The organism is Candidatus Thiopontia autotrophica, from assembly GCF_982804495.1.
Genome location: NZ_CEYDPX010000004.1, coordinates 6,078 through 20,486, shown reverse-complemented (window position 1 = coordinate 20,486; position 14,409 = coordinate 6,078). Strand labels below are relative to the sequence as shown.

14 protein-coding genes are annotated in these 14,409 nt (G+C 49.5%); 4 read left to right on the top strand and 10 right to left on the bottom strand.

The features are described 5' to 3' along the window. Position 1 precedes the first annotated feature (1 nt). Genes AC3ZFK_RS02525 through ung form a run of 3 tightly spaced genes read left to right on the top strand, consistent with a single transcriptional unit; the run spans position 2 to position 2,822 of the window. Positions 2-1,900 (top strand): ATP-binding cassette domain-containing protein, encoded by a 1,899-nt coding sequence (locus AC3ZFK_RS02525; RefSeq protein WP_487506524.1) that lies wholly within the window; start codon positions 2-4, stop codon positions 1,898-1,900. Next, positions 1,900-2,133, top strand: coding sequence for a SlyX family protein (locus AC3ZFK_RS02520; RefSeq protein WP_487506523.1), 234 nt, complete (start codon positions 1,900-1,902; stop codon positions 2,131-2,133). The genes AC3ZFK_RS02525 and AC3ZFK_RS02520 overlap by 1 nt, the downstream gene beginning before the upstream one ends. A 2-nt stretch (positions 2,134-2,135) precedes the next feature. After that, the gene (gene ung / locus AC3ZFK_RS02515) at positions 2,136-2,822 is read left to right on the top strand and encodes a uracil-DNA glycosylase (RefSeq protein ID WP_487506522.1); all 687 of its coding nucleotides are present in this window, start codon (positions 2,136-2,138) and stop codon (positions 2,820-2,822) included. Positions 2,823-2,834: 12 nt separating this feature from the next. Here the strand turns inward: ung and AC3ZFK_RS02510 are convergent, their stop codons facing one another. From AC3ZFK_RS02510 to AC3ZFK_RS02480, 7 genes are all read right to left on the bottom strand, one after another. After that, a complete protein-coding gene (locus AC3ZFK_RS02510; protein ID WP_487506521.1) occupies positions 2,835-3,569 on the bottom strand; it encodes a hypothetical protein in 735 nt (244 codons plus the stop codon). After that, positions 3,569-4,189, bottom strand: a complete 621-nt coding sequence (locus AC3ZFK_RS02505; RefSeq protein ID WP_487506520.1) for a MotA/TolQ/ExbB proton channel family protein — start codon at positions 4,187-4,189, stop codon at positions 3,569-3,571. Before AC3ZFK_RS02505 ends, AC3ZFK_RS02510 begins: the two co-directional genes overlap by 1 nt. A 52-nt stretch (positions 4,190-4,241) precedes the next feature. Beyond that, positions 4,242-6,134: an ATP-binding cassette domain-containing protein gene (locus AC3ZFK_RS02500; protein ID WP_487506519.1), complete on the bottom strand. Its 1,893-nt coding sequence runs from the start codon at positions 6,132-6,134 to the stop codon at positions 4,242-4,244. 161 nt (positions 6,135-6,295) lie between these two features. Beyond that, the gene (locus AC3ZFK_RS02495; protein ID WP_487506518.1) at positions 6,296-6,760 is read right to left on the bottom strand and encodes a hypothetical protein; all 465 of its coding nucleotides are present in this window, start codon (positions 6,758-6,760) and stop codon (positions 6,296-6,298) included. A gap of 14 nt (positions 6,761-6,774) precedes the next feature. After that, positions 6,775-7,455: an SCO family protein gene (locus AC3ZFK_RS02490; protein WP_487506517.1), complete on the bottom strand. Its 681-nt coding sequence runs from the start codon at positions 7,453-7,455 to the stop codon at positions 6,775-6,777. A 59-nt stretch (positions 7,456-7,514) separates the two neighbouring features. Further along, a complete protein-coding gene (locus AC3ZFK_RS02485) occupies positions 7,515-7,991 on the bottom strand; it encodes a copper chaperone PCu(A)C (RefSeq protein WP_487506516.1) in 477 nt (158 codons plus the stop codon). 139 nt (positions 7,992-8,130) lie between these two features. Beyond that, positions 8,131-8,532: a hypothetical protein gene (locus tag AC3ZFK_RS02480; protein WP_489433718.1), complete on the bottom strand. Its 402-nt coding sequence runs from the start codon at positions 8,530-8,532 to the stop codon at positions 8,131-8,133. A gap of 122 nt (positions 8,533-8,654) precedes the next feature. Between AC3ZFK_RS02480 and AC3ZFK_RS02475 the strand changes: the two genes are divergently transcribed. Then, positions 8,655-10,490, top strand: a complete 1,836-nt coding sequence (locus AC3ZFK_RS02475) for a ribonuclease catalytic domain-containing protein (protein ID WP_487506514.1) — start codon at positions 8,655-8,657, stop codon at positions 10,488-10,490. On the opposite strand, the gene AC3ZFK_RS02470 is transcribed toward AC3ZFK_RS02475, so the two are convergent. The 3 genes from AC3ZFK_RS02470 to htpG are packed head-to-tail and all read right to left on the bottom strand — an operon-like array spanning position 10,491 to position 14,208. Continuing rightward, entirely contained in the window at positions 10,491-10,733 is a 243-nt protein-coding gene (locus tag AC3ZFK_RS02470) for a BolA family protein (protein WP_487507387.1), read from the bottom strand. It lies immediately after the preceding gene. 22 nt (positions 10,734-10,755) lie between these two features. Further along, positions 10,756-12,225 carry a D-alanyl-D-alanine carboxypeptidase/D-alanyl-D-alanine endopeptidase gene (dacB, locus tag AC3ZFK_RS02465; protein ID WP_487507386.1) on the bottom strand — a complete coding sequence of 490 codons (1,470 nt, stop codon included), beginning with the start codon at positions 12,223-12,225 and terminating at the stop codon, positions 10,756-10,758. Positions 12,226-12,264: 39 nt separating this feature from the next. Beyond that, on the bottom strand, positions 12,265-14,208 hold the full coding sequence (htpG, locus tag AC3ZFK_RS02460) for a molecular chaperone HtpG (RefSeq protein WP_487507385.1): 1,944 nt from the start codon (positions 14,206-14,208) through the stop codon (positions 12,265-12,267). Between the last annotated feature and the right edge of the window lie 201 nt (positions 14,209-14,409).

Sequence of the window (14,409 nt, the reverse complement as noted above, 5' to 3'; positions counted from 1 at the left end):
AGTGGCTCTGGTTCAACTAAAGGATATCCAGCTCGCCTATGGTGATCTACCCCTGCTCGACCATGCCAACCTGATTATTGAGCGTGGTGAACGTCTCTGCCTGGTTGGACGAAACGGAACTGGAAAATCAACTCTGCTAAAGGTTATTTCCGGAGATGCCACCGCAGAAGATGGCACAACAGAGATTGGTTCAACAAAAATATCACGTCTCAAACAAGAGGTCCCCAAAGATACATCCGGCACTATTTATGATGTGACAGCCCAGGGAGTGGGTAAGATGGGTGCACTTATTGCAGAGTATCATCACCTTGTTCTGCAGCTTGCTGATGATTCATCTGAAAAAGCTCTCAACATAATGGCGTCCGTTCAACAGAAAATTGAGGCCGCTCATGGCTGGTCAATTCAACAACAGATAGAGACCACTCTTTCAAAAATGGGGCTAGACCCGGAGGAGAATTTCTCAAGCCTCTCCGGAGGGATGAAAAGACGCGTACTGCTGGCGCAGGCTCTGGTGCAGAGCCCTGACCTGCTACTTCTGGATGAGCCAACCAACCATCTGGACATTGAATCAATTCAGTGGCTCGAAGAGTTTTTGCTCAATAGCCACATCACTCTGCTATTTATCACTCATGATCGCCAATTCCTGCGCAGACTTGCCACCAGAATTATTGAGCTGGACCGTGGAAACCTGACCGACTGGCCCGGCAACTATGACACCTATCTGGAAAAGAAGGAGAAGGCTCTAGAGGAGGAGGAGCGCAACAACGCCCTCTTCGACAAGAAGCTGGCTCAGGAGGAGGTCTGGATTAGACAGGGGATAAAGGCTCGCCGCACCAGAAATGAGGGGCGAGTTCGGGCCTTGAAAGCCCTGCGTCAAGAGCGTAGTGAGCGCCGCAACCGTGCCGGCAATGTCAAAATGAGTGTGCAAAAGTCAGAGGCATCCGGAAAGAAGGTAATCAGGGCAAAGAATCTGCACCACAGATATGATGGTGCACCACTGATAAACTGCCTCTCTGTCAATATTCAGCGGGGTGATCGTATAGGTATCATCGGCCCCAACGGGGTTGGAAAAAGTACCCTGCTACGTATTCTTCTTGGTGAAACCGAGCCAGACAAGGGGACCGTGCTACATGGCACCAAACTGCAGGTTGCCTACTTTGATCAGCTGAGAAACCAGCTCGATGAAAATAGATCAGTACAGGACAGTGTTGCCGATGGAAGCGACAATGTAACCATTAACGGCAACAGCAAACATGTAATCAGTTATCTGCAAGACTTCCTCTTCTCTCCACAACGAACCCGCAGCCCGGTAAGCACCCTATCCGGAGGTGAAAGAAATCGCCTGTTGTTGGCAAGACTATTCTCAAAACCATCTAATCTTCTGGTGATGGATGAGCCCACCAATGACCTTGACGTTGAGACCCTGGAGCTTCTGGAGGAGTTGCTACTGGAATACAAGGGCACACTGCTCCTGGTAAGTCATGACCGTGCCTTCCTGAATAATGTCGTAACCAGTACCCTGGTTTTTGAGGGTGATGGAGAAATTAACGAATATGTTGGTGGTTATGATGACTGGATCCGCCAGTCAAAAACGGTCAGCTCCACCGCTCAACCATCTCAACAAAAACAGGAGAAGAGGGATAACCCTCCAAAAAAATCCACCCCTGTAAAATTAAGTTACAAAGATAAACGGGAACTGGAGGCACTCCCAAAACAGATTGAATCTCTAGAGAGTGAACAGGCTACAATCCACGCAACACTGGCAGACCCCAACTTTTATCAGAGTGAAGAGGATGAAGTAAGTAAAACAACTGAACGCCTAAATGAGATTGAACAACAACTCAGCGCAATGTATGAGCGCTGGGAGATGTTGGAGGAGATGAGTGGAGAGGATAAATAATGGGTAGCGACAAGATGGATTACAACTCACTTGAGTCTCGTCTGGAGGAGATTGAGAGCAGACTCTCATTTCAGGACAACCACATCCAGGAATTAAACGACATAATCAGCAAGCTTCAATTGGAGGTGATGACCATGGCTCAGCGTCTCAGTGATTCCGAGAGACAGATCCAGGAGATCACGCCCTCACTGATAAAGTCACTCTCGGAAGAGACCCCTCCCCCTCATTACTGATCATGCCAGCTACGGAGCAGATAAAACTTGGGGAGAGCTGGAAGCAGGTCCTGCTACCTGAATTTGATAAACCATACATGGTCAAGCTGCGCGAGTTTCTACTGCAGCGTAAAAGGGGTGGGCACACCATCTTCCCCCCCTCTAACAGATGGTTCAATGCGTTCGACCACACCCCTTTTAAGAGAGTAAAAGTAGTTATTATTGGGCAGGATCCATACCATGGAGATGGTCAGGCTCATGGCCTCTGCTTCTCTGTACAGCCCAAAATAAAGATCCCTCCATCTCTTGTTAATATCTATAAAGAGCTGGAATCAGACATTGGGGTTACAAACAGCACCGGAACCTTAACCAGCTGGGCTGATCAGGGGGTACTGCTACTGAATGCTGTGCTGACTGTTGAGAGCGGCAGTGCAGGTGCTCACCAGGGAAAAGGGTGGGAGACTTTTACAGATGCAGCCATTGACCACCTGAACCGCGAACGTGACCATCTGGTTTTTATTCTGTGGGGGGCATATGCGCAGAAGAAGGGGCAACGAATTGATAGAGAGCATCACCTGGTTATCCAGGCACCACACCCCTCTCCGCTCTCAGCCCATAGAGGTTTTTTTGGTAGCCGCCCATTCTCTCAGACCAACGACTATCTACTCAGCCATGGCATCAAGCCGATAGAGTGGAAAATAGAGAGCTGATAGCTCTATAGGTCAGTAACGTCTGGGAGGATAGCCACCGGTTCTACGTCTGTCTGGAGCTCTGCGTTCGTAACGCTCACGTTTCGGCTCTACCTCCACCTCTGGTGGCGTCCAGTAGAGGATACTGCCGTGCACCAGAATATCCTCACTCTTGTTGTCAAATACCTTGATTGGCTCCCAATAAGAGTAGCTCCCTTCACCCTGCACATCAGTGGTTGAACGCCACTCACACAGATAACGCTCAAACTGTCCACCCCTGTTGCAGTAGATTGTTGTGCCGTAATTAAGATCTACCTTAACTTCGGTCATGCTCATGGCTATCTCACACGGTCTACCACCACTTTTCTGTAGATCAGGATCATTATGCCACTCATACTCCTCCATGGTCATTGGGCTGTTCTTGCCATCAACCATTTTGGCCTCAACACGATGCTGGGTCATACGCATAAAACATCGGCCTGACTCATTTTTGTACAGGGTGCGTGTAGAGAGGTACCCATGCTCCTCATTATATTCGTTAAACACCATCACCTTCTGATAGAAAACATCCTCACCTGCAGTAGATTTTTCAACCGGCTTCACCTCCGAGGCAGTTGGCTGCTCTATCTCTTTTTTAATGCTCTCCTGCTCAAATTCAGATGCCTGCTTGGGCTGAATAAGAGCAATAAAGATCATGATGAACAACAGATCAAGCAGGGATGTAAGATGAACCTTGCTTCTTCTCTTGAGTGAAAGCCTCTCCATCATTACCCTAAATGAACTCTGGTAATAATATTTTTGAAATCGATACTCTCGTTAATCATGCGCTCAACCTTGGGGGCAATAAAACTCTCAACCATCATAAAGATGACTGAAAAACCGATACCCAGAATTGTTGTATCCATTGCCAACACAAATGCACTGGTCAAACGTGATGCATCAATACCGCCATCTCCGAATGCTGTGCCGGCAATTGCCAGAATTGTTCCCAAGATCCCCAACAGAGGGAAGATCTGCACCATGGTGGACATAACGCTACTAGCGCTCTCTATCAGATAGTATCTGTTGTAGAGATTTCTCTCCGAGAGTCTGGAGACATTCTCCTTGATGATTGCTGCGGCGCTCTTATCCAGCAGTATCTTGTTTGATAGATAGTGCAGGGCAGCATCAATCTTTTCATGTGACTTCTGTAGTGAGTCCTGATCCGGGGCATCCGCAAACCCTTTTAGCAGATTACTGGATACATCATGCAACCTCAGACTGTGCCGTTTTAGAGAGGATGCTATAAGAGCGATAATGCCAATCTCGACTATGGCAAGCAGATAAATCAGGGTAAAAATATTGTCAGTTACAACACTAAAAATACCCTGAACAGGGGAAACTTCCATACGCGCCTCTTATGTTGGTGTTGAGGAGAATTGGCTGATTGTACATGAATGGCTATGCAAGATCCCCATAGTGCGTGAGCAATAACTCCTCCTTATCCTCCAGCTTCTGGTCCACCTCTCTCTTCTCCTGCAAAACCTCTTTCAGCTTCTGTTTGGCGCCATCCTCATAAATCTCTGGCTGCGCCAACCTCTCCTCCAGATCAGATCTAGCCACTTCAAGCTTCTCAATCTCCTGCTCCAGCCTGGCAACCACCCTTTTTAGTGGTGCCTGCTGTTTTCTCTGTTCTGCATCAAGCCGGCGCTGCTCCTTACGATTTATGTTCTCTCTCTGGGTATCACCACCGTCACCCTCTCTTGTCGTTGCCTCCACCTGCTTCCCGGAAGAGCGCAACCACTGCCCATAATCATCCAGGTCACCCTTAAACTGCTCTGCCTCACCATCTGCAACCAGCATAAACTGATCTGCCACCCCCTCCAGCAGATAGCGATCATGAGAGACCACCACCAATGCGCCCTTAAATTCCTGAAGGGCCATAACCAGAGCATGGCGCATCTCCAGATCAAGATGGTTGGTTGGCTCATCAAGAAGCAACAGATTGGGGCGCTGACGAATTATCATGGCAAGCACCAACCTGGCCTTTTCCCCTCCCGAGAACGGGCCAACTGCCTCCATCACTCTATCATCTCTAAATCCGAAACTTCCAAGGTAATCTCTCAACTCCTGCTCGGTTGAATCAGGATGATTGCGCTGCAGATGCAGTAGTGGTGTAGCCTGCAGATCCAGTAGCTCCAGTTGATGCTGGGCAAAATAACCTGTCTGCAGATGTTTGGCCTCTGAGCGCTCACCTAGCAACAGAGTTTGTGAACTGGCCATCAACTTCATCAATGTTGATTTGCCTGCACCGTTTCTTCCCAACAGTGCAATTCTGTCTCCCGGATTGAGAGTAATCGAAAAATCATTCAATACTACAATATCACCATATCCAGCTACCGCATGGTTAATGGTAAGCATTGGGTGTGGCAGTTTCTCTGGCTGAATAAAGTGAAAATGGAATGGTGAATCAACATGAGCAGGGGCAATGGCCTCCATTCTCTCCAGTGCCTTGATTCTACTCTGCACCTGTTTTGCCTTGGTCGCCTTGGCACGAAAGCGTTCCACAAAACGATGCATGTGCTCTTTCTCCCGCTGCTGTCTCTCCCATGCAGACTGCTGCTGCGCCATCTTTTCAGCACGAACCCTCTCAAAAGCACTGTAGTTTCCGGATGTTAGCTCCATCTTCTGATGTTCTATATTAATAATTCCGCCCACTACTCGATCCAGTACATCACGATCATGCGAGATCAGTAACAGAGTTCCCGGATACTGTTTGAGCCAATCCTCCAACCAGAAAACAGCATCCAGATCCAGGTGGTTGGTAGGCTCATCAAGCAATAGAAGATCAGATCGTGCCATTAGCGCCTGCGCCAGATTAAGGCGCATACGCCACCCACCCGAGAATGACTCTACAGGCAGATTCTCCTGACTGACAACAAAACCCAACCCCTGCATAAGCCTTGCAGCACGGTTACGGGCATTAAAGCCATCAATTGCCTCCATCTGCGCAAAAAGCTCCCCCTGCCTCAGGCCATCACCACTCTGCTCTGCCACCTCAAGCTCTCTCTGCAGACGACGTAACTCATGGTCACCATCCATCACCAGATCAATGGCACTGCGCTCAAGTGACGGGGTCTCCTGAGCAACGTGGGCAATTACCCAACTCTCGGGCAGCTTCAGATCTCCATCATCGGCAGCAATCTCTCCCAGAATCAACGAAAAGAGGCTGGATTTTCCAGTCCCATTGCCTCCGGTCACTCCAACCTTCTGTCCGGGATGGATTGACATGGAGCTGTTTTCAAACAGCAGTCTGGGCCCTCGACGAATCGAGAGCGAGGAGATACGGATCATCAGAACTCAATGGATAGTTATGGTTGGCGCAATTATATGCGCATAGCGGTGGATGATCTATCTACCAACAAGAACATTAAAAATGTCGGGTTCAATCCTGTTGGGAAACTGCAGATTAAACTCCAGCTCAAATGGCCTGGTCACCACACCCCTGCGAAAAATCATTTCAGATGGATAGTCTCAAACTCGAATGGCACCTCATAAACCTTATCTCCAACCTGCACTTTCAGCAGAGCAATCCACTCCATCAACTCACGGATGCAGATAGACAAACTACCGGTCCCAGAAAAAACCCCACTCTCTTCACTCGGGTAAAGAGCATACTGAAGAAGCCCCATATACATCTCCTTCCCCTCAAACAGAACCTCTACTCTCTCTGGCTGCAACTCACTAAACGTTACTCTCAACAGGATAGACTCTGTTGGGGATGGGTTTTTTGGGCTTATCTCAAAGGTCAACTCACCCATCTCTGGCAGTAGGGCACTACACGACTGCAGATGGAGTTTGCACCCTGTTACCAGAGGCAGACGTACAACCTCTCTCTCTGTCTGCTGAGTAGAGAGATAACCAAACACCCCCGCCATCAGCAATAGAGCTGCCGCAAACAGGCCGGTCTTACTGGACACCCTGACCAAAACAGCTAGTCCCAGGCTCGCTGAATAGTGGCAAGATCACGCACCATCACATCCGGGTTGTGGGGAGTGGAAAAAATGGCATGCATCTCCCCTTCAGGGTTAAGCAAGAATATGGATGCAGAGTGGTTGATAAGATAGGAGTCCTCCAACCCTTCAGGAACCCCCTCCTCTTCATCAACCATCAACTGCCTGCCGTTCAGATAATAGACTCGCTCGTAGATTGCGCCCATCGATCTGGACAGTTTATCCACCATATCCTGCTCACCAGTCACTCCCAAGAAAGATGGATGGTAATAGCCAGCGTACTCTTGCAGAGCATCAATAGTATCCCGTTGTGGATCAACCGAGACAAAGACCACCTTTGGCGTCTTAATCACGCTATCCGGACTCTTCTCAATAGTGCGCATCATCTCACTCAACATAAAGAGCTCGGTTGGGCAGACATCAGGACAGCGGGTATAACCAAAGAAGAATAGCGACCACTCCCCCTTTGTGTTTTCGGTTGTAAACTCTCCAAGGTCTCTCTGTTTAAGCGCAAATTCGGACAGCACCTTTGGAGGAGACAACACCATGGCGCCCTCCAGCCTCAACTGCTCTGCAGGACGGTCACATCCAGCAAGCACTATCGATAGACCAAACAACACTAACCAAAGTGGCGCCCTGTTTCTCAACAATATTCTTTTCACTATAAAATTCTCCTTGAGAACCGGCGGGAAGAAGAGACTTCCCGCCACGCTCTAAAACCTTAATGGCGCATCATCTGATGACCACCATCCTTCATCATCATACCGCCTCTACGAACCCCAGCCATAACCATCTGCTCACTTCCATCACTAAAAACAAGGGTAAGGCGAACCTGCTCACCTGCTGACGGAACCTTTTTGGGGCCAATCATCATGATATGCCAACTACCCGGTTTCAAAACAGTACTGGAGTGTGCGGCAACAGGGATATTCTGCTGCTGAACCATCTTCATCATCCCGTCAGCCATACTGGTACGGTGCATCTCTACACGCCCCAGCTCCGCAGGGCCACGCACCTCAACCAAGGCAACATCAGCTCCTCCATGATTCTCCAACGTCATAAATGCGGCCAGCGCAGGTGCATTTGGCGGTGCCGCTCTAACCCATGGATCACTGACCATAACTCCATCTGCAAAAACAGCGGAGAACGAACCAAACAAAAAGAGTGCAGCAACTGCACGCAAAAATCTTATTTTCATAATTATCTCTCAAAAAAATATCTGTAACCAGCTAGCCGTCAACGGCCAGCAAGAATGCTATCGCTCAATATCAACAAACATGACGACAGGATCATACCGCCTCCATTTCTCCCAAAATGGAGGGGCATTTAAAGAGAGATTATGCTGGTGGTGCTCGACTGAGGAAGTGGGGATAAGCGGGAGATTCCGGAGTCAATGGAATTTGCGCTACCCACCTCTCACGATCCTGCGATGGATGAGGATCAAAAAGCGAACTATAGGTGTCAATCCAGCCCGTGGCATTCGCCTGAACAATACAGGTTGGACACTCAAAATAACTGCTATCTAACTGGTTGCTGGATATCTCTTGAGCAGAATCAAAGACGACAAAAACTGTCTTGTAACCATAGGCAGTACAGATGGTTGTGGTGTAACCATCTGCAGATTCGGCATTGGCTATTTGAAAGTATGGAACAATAGAGTGAAAAAGAAAGGTAAAGACCCCAACCAACAGGAGGGACCTCTTTCTCTGATTTCTGTTAACTCTACCAGCCGCTACCATTGAATAATTTCCAGACCAAATACCAATATTGGATACCACTTGAACCTATCATGATATATATCATTCTCACAATAGTCATTGATTAAAGTCAATCAACACAAGTTACTGTATCCTACCCACAAATGACGCAGACACCCCCCAAGAGCAATGCCCTGGTCCTCTACAAAAGTGGGCCGGCTCGCATCACATCCATTACTGACAAAATTGAGATCCAGCTTCCAAACGGCAAGAACAAGCGGGTGCGTGACAAGGATATTCTACTACTCCACCCCGGCCCCATCCGTTCTCTGGCAGAACTGGATGATCCTATTGAAGGAGAGGTTGAGGAGGCGTGGGAACTGCTGGGTGATGAGACCACCACACTGAATGATCTTGGTGAGTTGATCTTTGGTGAATCCACCCCAAAAACCATCTGGGCCAGCTGGAAGATTGTTACTGATGATCTCTACTTTCATGGTGCTCCAGATGCAATCTCCGGATATTCGGCAGATAGAGTTCAACAGGAACAGAGCGACCGCAATAACAAGCAGAGAGCAAAGGATGAGAAAGCAGCTTTTCTGGAACGCCTAACCAGCAACAACCTGCTACCGGAAGACCATCAACAGTTGAGTGATGTAGAGATGGTTGCACTTGGTCGTAGCGAGGTAAGCAGAATACTGCGCGAACTGAAAAGAGAGCAACGTCCGGAGAATGGGCACCATCTCCTGCTGGAGACAGGTTACTGGGGGGAGTCACACAACCCGTATCCCCCACGCATGGGGCTGGAGACCACCCCTGCTGAGGGTGACGTCCCAGAGCTGCCTGATGAAGAGAGAGTGGACCTGACTCATCTGACCGCCTGGGCCATTGATGACGAAGGAAATCGTGACCCGGATGATGCGATCAGCCTTGATGGGGAGAGGATCTGGGTACATGTAGCAGATGTAGCTGCACTGGTAACTCCCGACAGTGAACTTGATCTTGAGGCCCGCTCCCGCGGATCAAATCTATACATTCCGGAAGGCACCCTGACAATGCTCCCACCCAGAGCAACTGAACTGCTGGGGCTCGGACTACAGGAACGGTCCCCCGCCCTCTCATTCAGCTTCACCCTCTCCGAGAGTAGCGAGATAGAGGATATTGAGATAGTCACCAGCTGGATAAAGGTGACCAGGACCACCTATGAGGATGTGGACAAGCTGATTGAGGGAGAAGAATTTGCGCCACTCTATAACAAGGCCCTACAGTATCAACAAAAGCGCGTCACCCAGGGAGCTATCCGTCTTGATCTGCCAGAGGTGAAGATTCGTGTGGTCGATGATGAGATCACCATTACCCCGCTCCCCCGCCTGCGCAGTCGAGACTTGGTGACTGAATTTATGTTGATGGCTGGGGAGGCTGCTGCCCTCTTTTCACAGGAGCACAGCATCCCCTTCCCCTACTCCACCCAACCTCCACCAGAACCGGGCGAAAACGGAGAGCCCTGGCCTCTGCCGGAGAGTCCTTCCGAGATGTTTGGGTTCCGTCGTCGTTTTCAACGTAGTCAGTTAAAGAGCATGCCAGAGCGCCACAGCGGACTGGGGATGGAGCAGTACAGCCAGGTGACCAGCCCCCTTAGACGCTATCTTGATCTGGTTGCCCACCAACAGCTACGAGCGTGGATACAAAACAGGCCTCTGCTCGACAGTGAGGCGCTGACAGAACGGGTGGGGGCTGCAGAGGCGGTAATCGGTAATGTACGACGTGCCGAGCGCTTCTCCAACCGTCACTGGACCATGGTCTGGCTACGTCGCAATCCAGAGTGGAGTGGCGAGGGGGTGCTGGTAGATACCATGAAGCAACGTGGCACCTTCCTGATCCCGGAACTGGCACTGGAGTGCAAGGTACGCCTGAAAGAGCCGACCGAACTGAACTGTAGCGTTCAGCTAAAACTCTCCGAAGTTGATCTACCGGAGCTTACTGCCTATTTTAGAAGTTAGCTATTTTTCTACCTGTTCCCACTGTGCCGTAGTATAGGTTTTGATGGACAGCGCATGTAGCTCACCACTGGCTAGAACATCATTGACTGTTGCCATCACTGCACGCTGTTGTGCAAGTAGACCCTGCCCATCAAAGCTGTCACTGATGACGGTAGCCTCACAGCTGCAGCCATCACCCTCAAGCACTGCAGTTGCACCCGGGATTCCATCCTCTATTCTATTCTTTATCTCTGCCAACTCCATCAACTGTTCTCCTTGCCGTCACTCACTTATCTGCCCAATGGGCTGCTTTGAGCAGTATCCGATCAATCCGGTTTCTGATTTTTCTACTTCCAGAGGCGTAATTATTCACCAGGATTGAGAAGGTCAGCTCTCTCCCTTTTTTACTCTTCAGGTATCCGGCAATCCCACGAACGGATGAGAGTGTACCTGTCTTGCCCCAGACCCTGCCCTGCAGTGCAGTATCGTGGAAACGGTAACGCAGTGTTCCATCATGACCAGCCCTGGATAGTGACTTACGAAACACCCTGGATTGAGGATGGCTATCCATAAACCTCAACACCTTTACCAGATCTGCCGGTCTTAACAGATTGTAACGTGAGAGCCCAGACCCATCTACCTGGCTATACCGGTAAGGCTTGATCTTGCGCTTACCCATAAAACGTCTGACCTCATTGAGGCCACGCTCAACAGAACCAGGATTGACAACCTCTCCACTCTTGTTGCGCTTGATTCCAGTGGCTCGCAACAGATGTTCTGCTACCAGATTGATACTCCTCTTATTGGCGAGCGGCAGAATATTCTTCAACGGCGAGGAGTGGTGAGTCCAGACCAGACCACTATTTTCAGCTGTAGCACTGTTCTGATCACGATCAACTGCCTTGCCACCAACCTTGATACCTGCGCTCTCCAATGCCTCCTTGAAGAGAGTTGCTGTATAGGCAGTTGGATTATCCACAGTGACCTTGCCAGACATCTCCGGATTCCTGCGCATTTTTTTCGGGACCTCAACCACAAAGTTATTGGTGCCATGTTCACGACCAATCTGCACCTGTCGGCTCTCACCACTTCTCTTGATCTCGACGCTCATGTAGTCAGTATCAGGATAGAGGTGAATCTGGCTCTTCTTAAGACTCTGCTTGCGGTTCCTGTCAATCCGGTAACCTACGGTACCGCCATGAATTGTCAGACCTGATGACTGTGCCGAGAACGCATAGTTCTCATCATCCCAGGCCCATCCCTTACCCAGAGGCTCATCAATAAAAATATCGTCAATCCCGACAATATCTCCATCAATACGTTTCACCCCCTCCTTGACCATACGTTTGGCCCAGCTCTTGAGAAAACTGCGCCCTACCGCCCCCTCTGCGGTGCCAAGGGTTGGGTCACCACCGCCAATTATATGAATGTCACCACGAATCACCCCATTTAAGGGGATTGTCTTGTGCGGGAATTGGAGATGAGTAGTAAAGGTGTAATCGGACCCCAGCCGCTCCAGAGCAGTTGCCGTAGTAACAAGCTTGGCAACCGAGGCGGGGACAAAAGGGCTATCCCCATTACGTGAATAGAGCACCTTTCCTGTCTTACTCTCCTCAATCCTCACCCCCCAAATTGCAGCAGGGGTTTTGGGAGAATCAATGATGGCATCAATATCCGATACCACATCAGCAACTACCCCCTGCATCCACAACAGGGAGGCAAGGGGCAGGAAAACGGTGGATACTACTCTATGCATAGATTTGGGGACACATAACCAAATCATACGTACATACAGCTATCCTGCAAGTGTCTGCAACAGTCCGTTGAGACGGCGAGTAAAGCTGGCAGGGTCATCCAGCTGACTTCCCTCTGCGAGCATTGACTGATCAAACAGGATTCTGGTCCAGTCAGCAAAACGCTCATCATCCGTCTCATTCTGCAGGCGCTCGACCAGTGGATGCTGCACATTGATCTCCATTACACGCTTGGAGGATGGAGCTTCCTGTCCCATACTCTTCATGATGCGCTCCATATTGGCATCCATGGCACCGGCATTGGCCACCAGACATGCAGGTGAATCGGTAAGACGGTGGCTGACACGAATATCCTCAACCTCCTCTCCCAAAACACCCTTCATCTGATCAATAAGACTCTTGAAGCTCTCCTCTTCCTGCTTCTGCTCCTTCTTCTCCTTCTTGTCTTCCAGGTCACCCAGATCCAGATCACCCTGGGTTACTGATACCAGAGACTTGCCATCAAACTCGCGTAGATGGTTCACCACCCACTCATCGACATGATCACTAAGTAGTAGAACCTCAATCTCCTTCTTGCGGAAGACCTCTAAATGAGGGCTGTTTTTCGCTGCGTTATAGGTCTCTGCTGTGATGTAGTAGATCTTCTCCTGACCATCCTGCATCCGCTCAACGTAGGTCTCAAGCGACACATCCTGAGTAGCACTCTCACTGTTTGATGTAGCAAAACGACAGAGCTTGGCGATACGCTCCTGGTTGGAGGTATCCTCAATCAACCCCTCCTTAAACACCGCCCCAAACTCACTCCAGAACTTGGCGTACTCCTCTTCACCCTTCTTGACCACACCCTCAAGCATTCCCAGAACCTTCTTCACAGAGCCTTTGCTGATCTGATCCACCACCTTGCTGCTCTGCAACAACTCACGAGAAACGTTAAGAGGAAGATCATTAGAATCAATCACTCCCCGAATAAACCTCAAGTAAGTTGGCATTAGTTTTTCAGTGTCTTCCATAATGAAAACACGGCGCACATAGAGCTTGATACCATGAGAACGCTCACGGTCATTCAGATCAAATGGCGCCTTGGCAGGAAGATATAGTAGCTGGGTGTACTCAAGGTTTCCCTCTACCCGCGCATGAATCCACTCCATCGGATCCTGCCAGTCGTGCCCTACACTCTTGTAGAACTCCTTGTACTCATCCTCACTAATCTCGTTGCGGTTCATCGACCAGAGTGCGGTTGCCTTGTTTACCTGCTCCCACGGCTCCTGCTCTACCGTCTCTGCAGGCTCTGATGACTCATCTCCATCCTCCGCAGCAGGAGGCGGGGCATCATTTTCCATCATGATTGGCAGAGTAATATGCTCGGAGTATTTGTGTATCAGTGATTTGATCTTCCAGCTATCGAGAAACTCCTCCTCGTCGTCACGCAGATGTAGAGTAATGCGGGTGCCGCGACGCTCCTTGTCAATTGTCTCCAGAGTGTAATCACCCTCGCCTGATGACTCCCAACGCACACCGTGCTCGGTAGTAAGGCCGGCACGTCGTGTCTCTACCGTTACCTTGTCTGCAACAATAAAGGAGGAGTAGAAACCCACACCAAATTGGCCAATAAGATGTGAATCCTGCTTCTGGTCGCCAGTCAGCTTCTCGAAAAATGATTTGGTACCTGAGCGGGCGATGGTGCCAATATTCTCCATCACCTCCTGACGGTTCATACCGATACCGTTATCATCAATGGTCAGAGTCTTGGCATCCTTGTCCATGGTGATCTCGACCTTCAGATCAGGATCATTCTCAAATAGTGCATCATCGGACAGCCCCTCAAAACGTAGCTTGTCACAGGCATCTGCCCCATTGGATACTAGCTCACGCAGGAAGATCTCCTTGTTGCTATACAGTGAATTGATTACCAGTTTGAGCAGCTGTTTTACCTCAGCCTGAAACCCCATCGTCTCCTTGTGTGCTTCTTGTGTCTCTGTCGCCATCTCTCTATTTACTCCATCTCATTGTTTTTTAAATAATTACTTATAAATATCACAAACTACGCCCTCCCTTTATGGGGGCGTTAAACCAGTTTTCAAGCCTAGATTGCCCTCACAAGTTATTCTATGGGGGAAGGGTTATGGTTCAGTAAGCTTTTTCAGAGGTTCTTTAGAAACTGTAATCCTGCTCGATGCAGTGTCTCA

Excerpts from the sequence above, each read along its gene's own strand:
- AC3ZFK_RS02520 (WP_487506523.1), top strand. The coding sequence starts at position 1,900 with ATGGGTAGCGACAAGATGGATTACAACTCACTTGAGTCTCGTCTGGAG.
- ung (WP_487506522.1), top strand. The coding sequence starts at position 2,136 with ATGCCAGCTACGGAGCAGATAAAACTTGGGGAGAGCTGGAAGCAGGTC.
- AC3ZFK_RS02510 (WP_487506521.1), bottom strand. The coding sequence starts at position 3,569 with ATGATGGAGAGGCTTTCACTCAAGAGAAGAAGCAAGGTTCATCTTACA.
- AC3ZFK_RS02505 (WP_487506520.1), bottom strand. The coding sequence starts at position 4,189 with ATGGAAGTTTCCCCTGTTCAGGGTATTTTTAGTGTTGTAACTGACAAT.
- AC3ZFK_RS02500 (WP_487506519.1), bottom strand. The coding sequence starts at position 6,134 with ATGATCCGTATCTCCTCGCTCTCGATTCGTCGAGGGCCCAGACTGCTG.
- AC3ZFK_RS02485 (WP_487506516.1), bottom strand. The coding sequence starts at position 7,991 with ATGAAAATAAGATTTTTGCGTGCAGTTGCTGCACTCTTTTTGTTTGGT.
- AC3ZFK_RS02480 (WP_489433718.1), bottom strand. The coding sequence starts at position 8,532 with ATGGTAGCGGCTGGTAGAGTTAACAGAAATCAGAGAAAGAGGTCCCTC.
- AC3ZFK_RS02475 (WP_487506514.1), top strand. The coding sequence starts at position 8,655 with ATGACGCAGACACCCCCCAAGAGCAATGCCCTGGTCCTCTACAAAAGT.
- AC3ZFK_RS02470 (WP_487507387.1), bottom strand. The coding sequence starts at position 10,733 with ATGGAGTTGGCAGAGATAAAGAATAGAATAGAGGATGGAATCCCGGGT.
- dacB (WP_487507386.1), bottom strand. The coding sequence starts at position 12,225 with ATGCATAGAGTAGTATCCACCGTTTTCCTGCCCCTTGCCTCCCTGTTG.
- htpG (WP_487507385.1), bottom strand. The coding sequence starts at position 14,208 with ATGGCGACAGAGACACAAGAAGCACACAAGGAGACGATGGGGTTTCAG.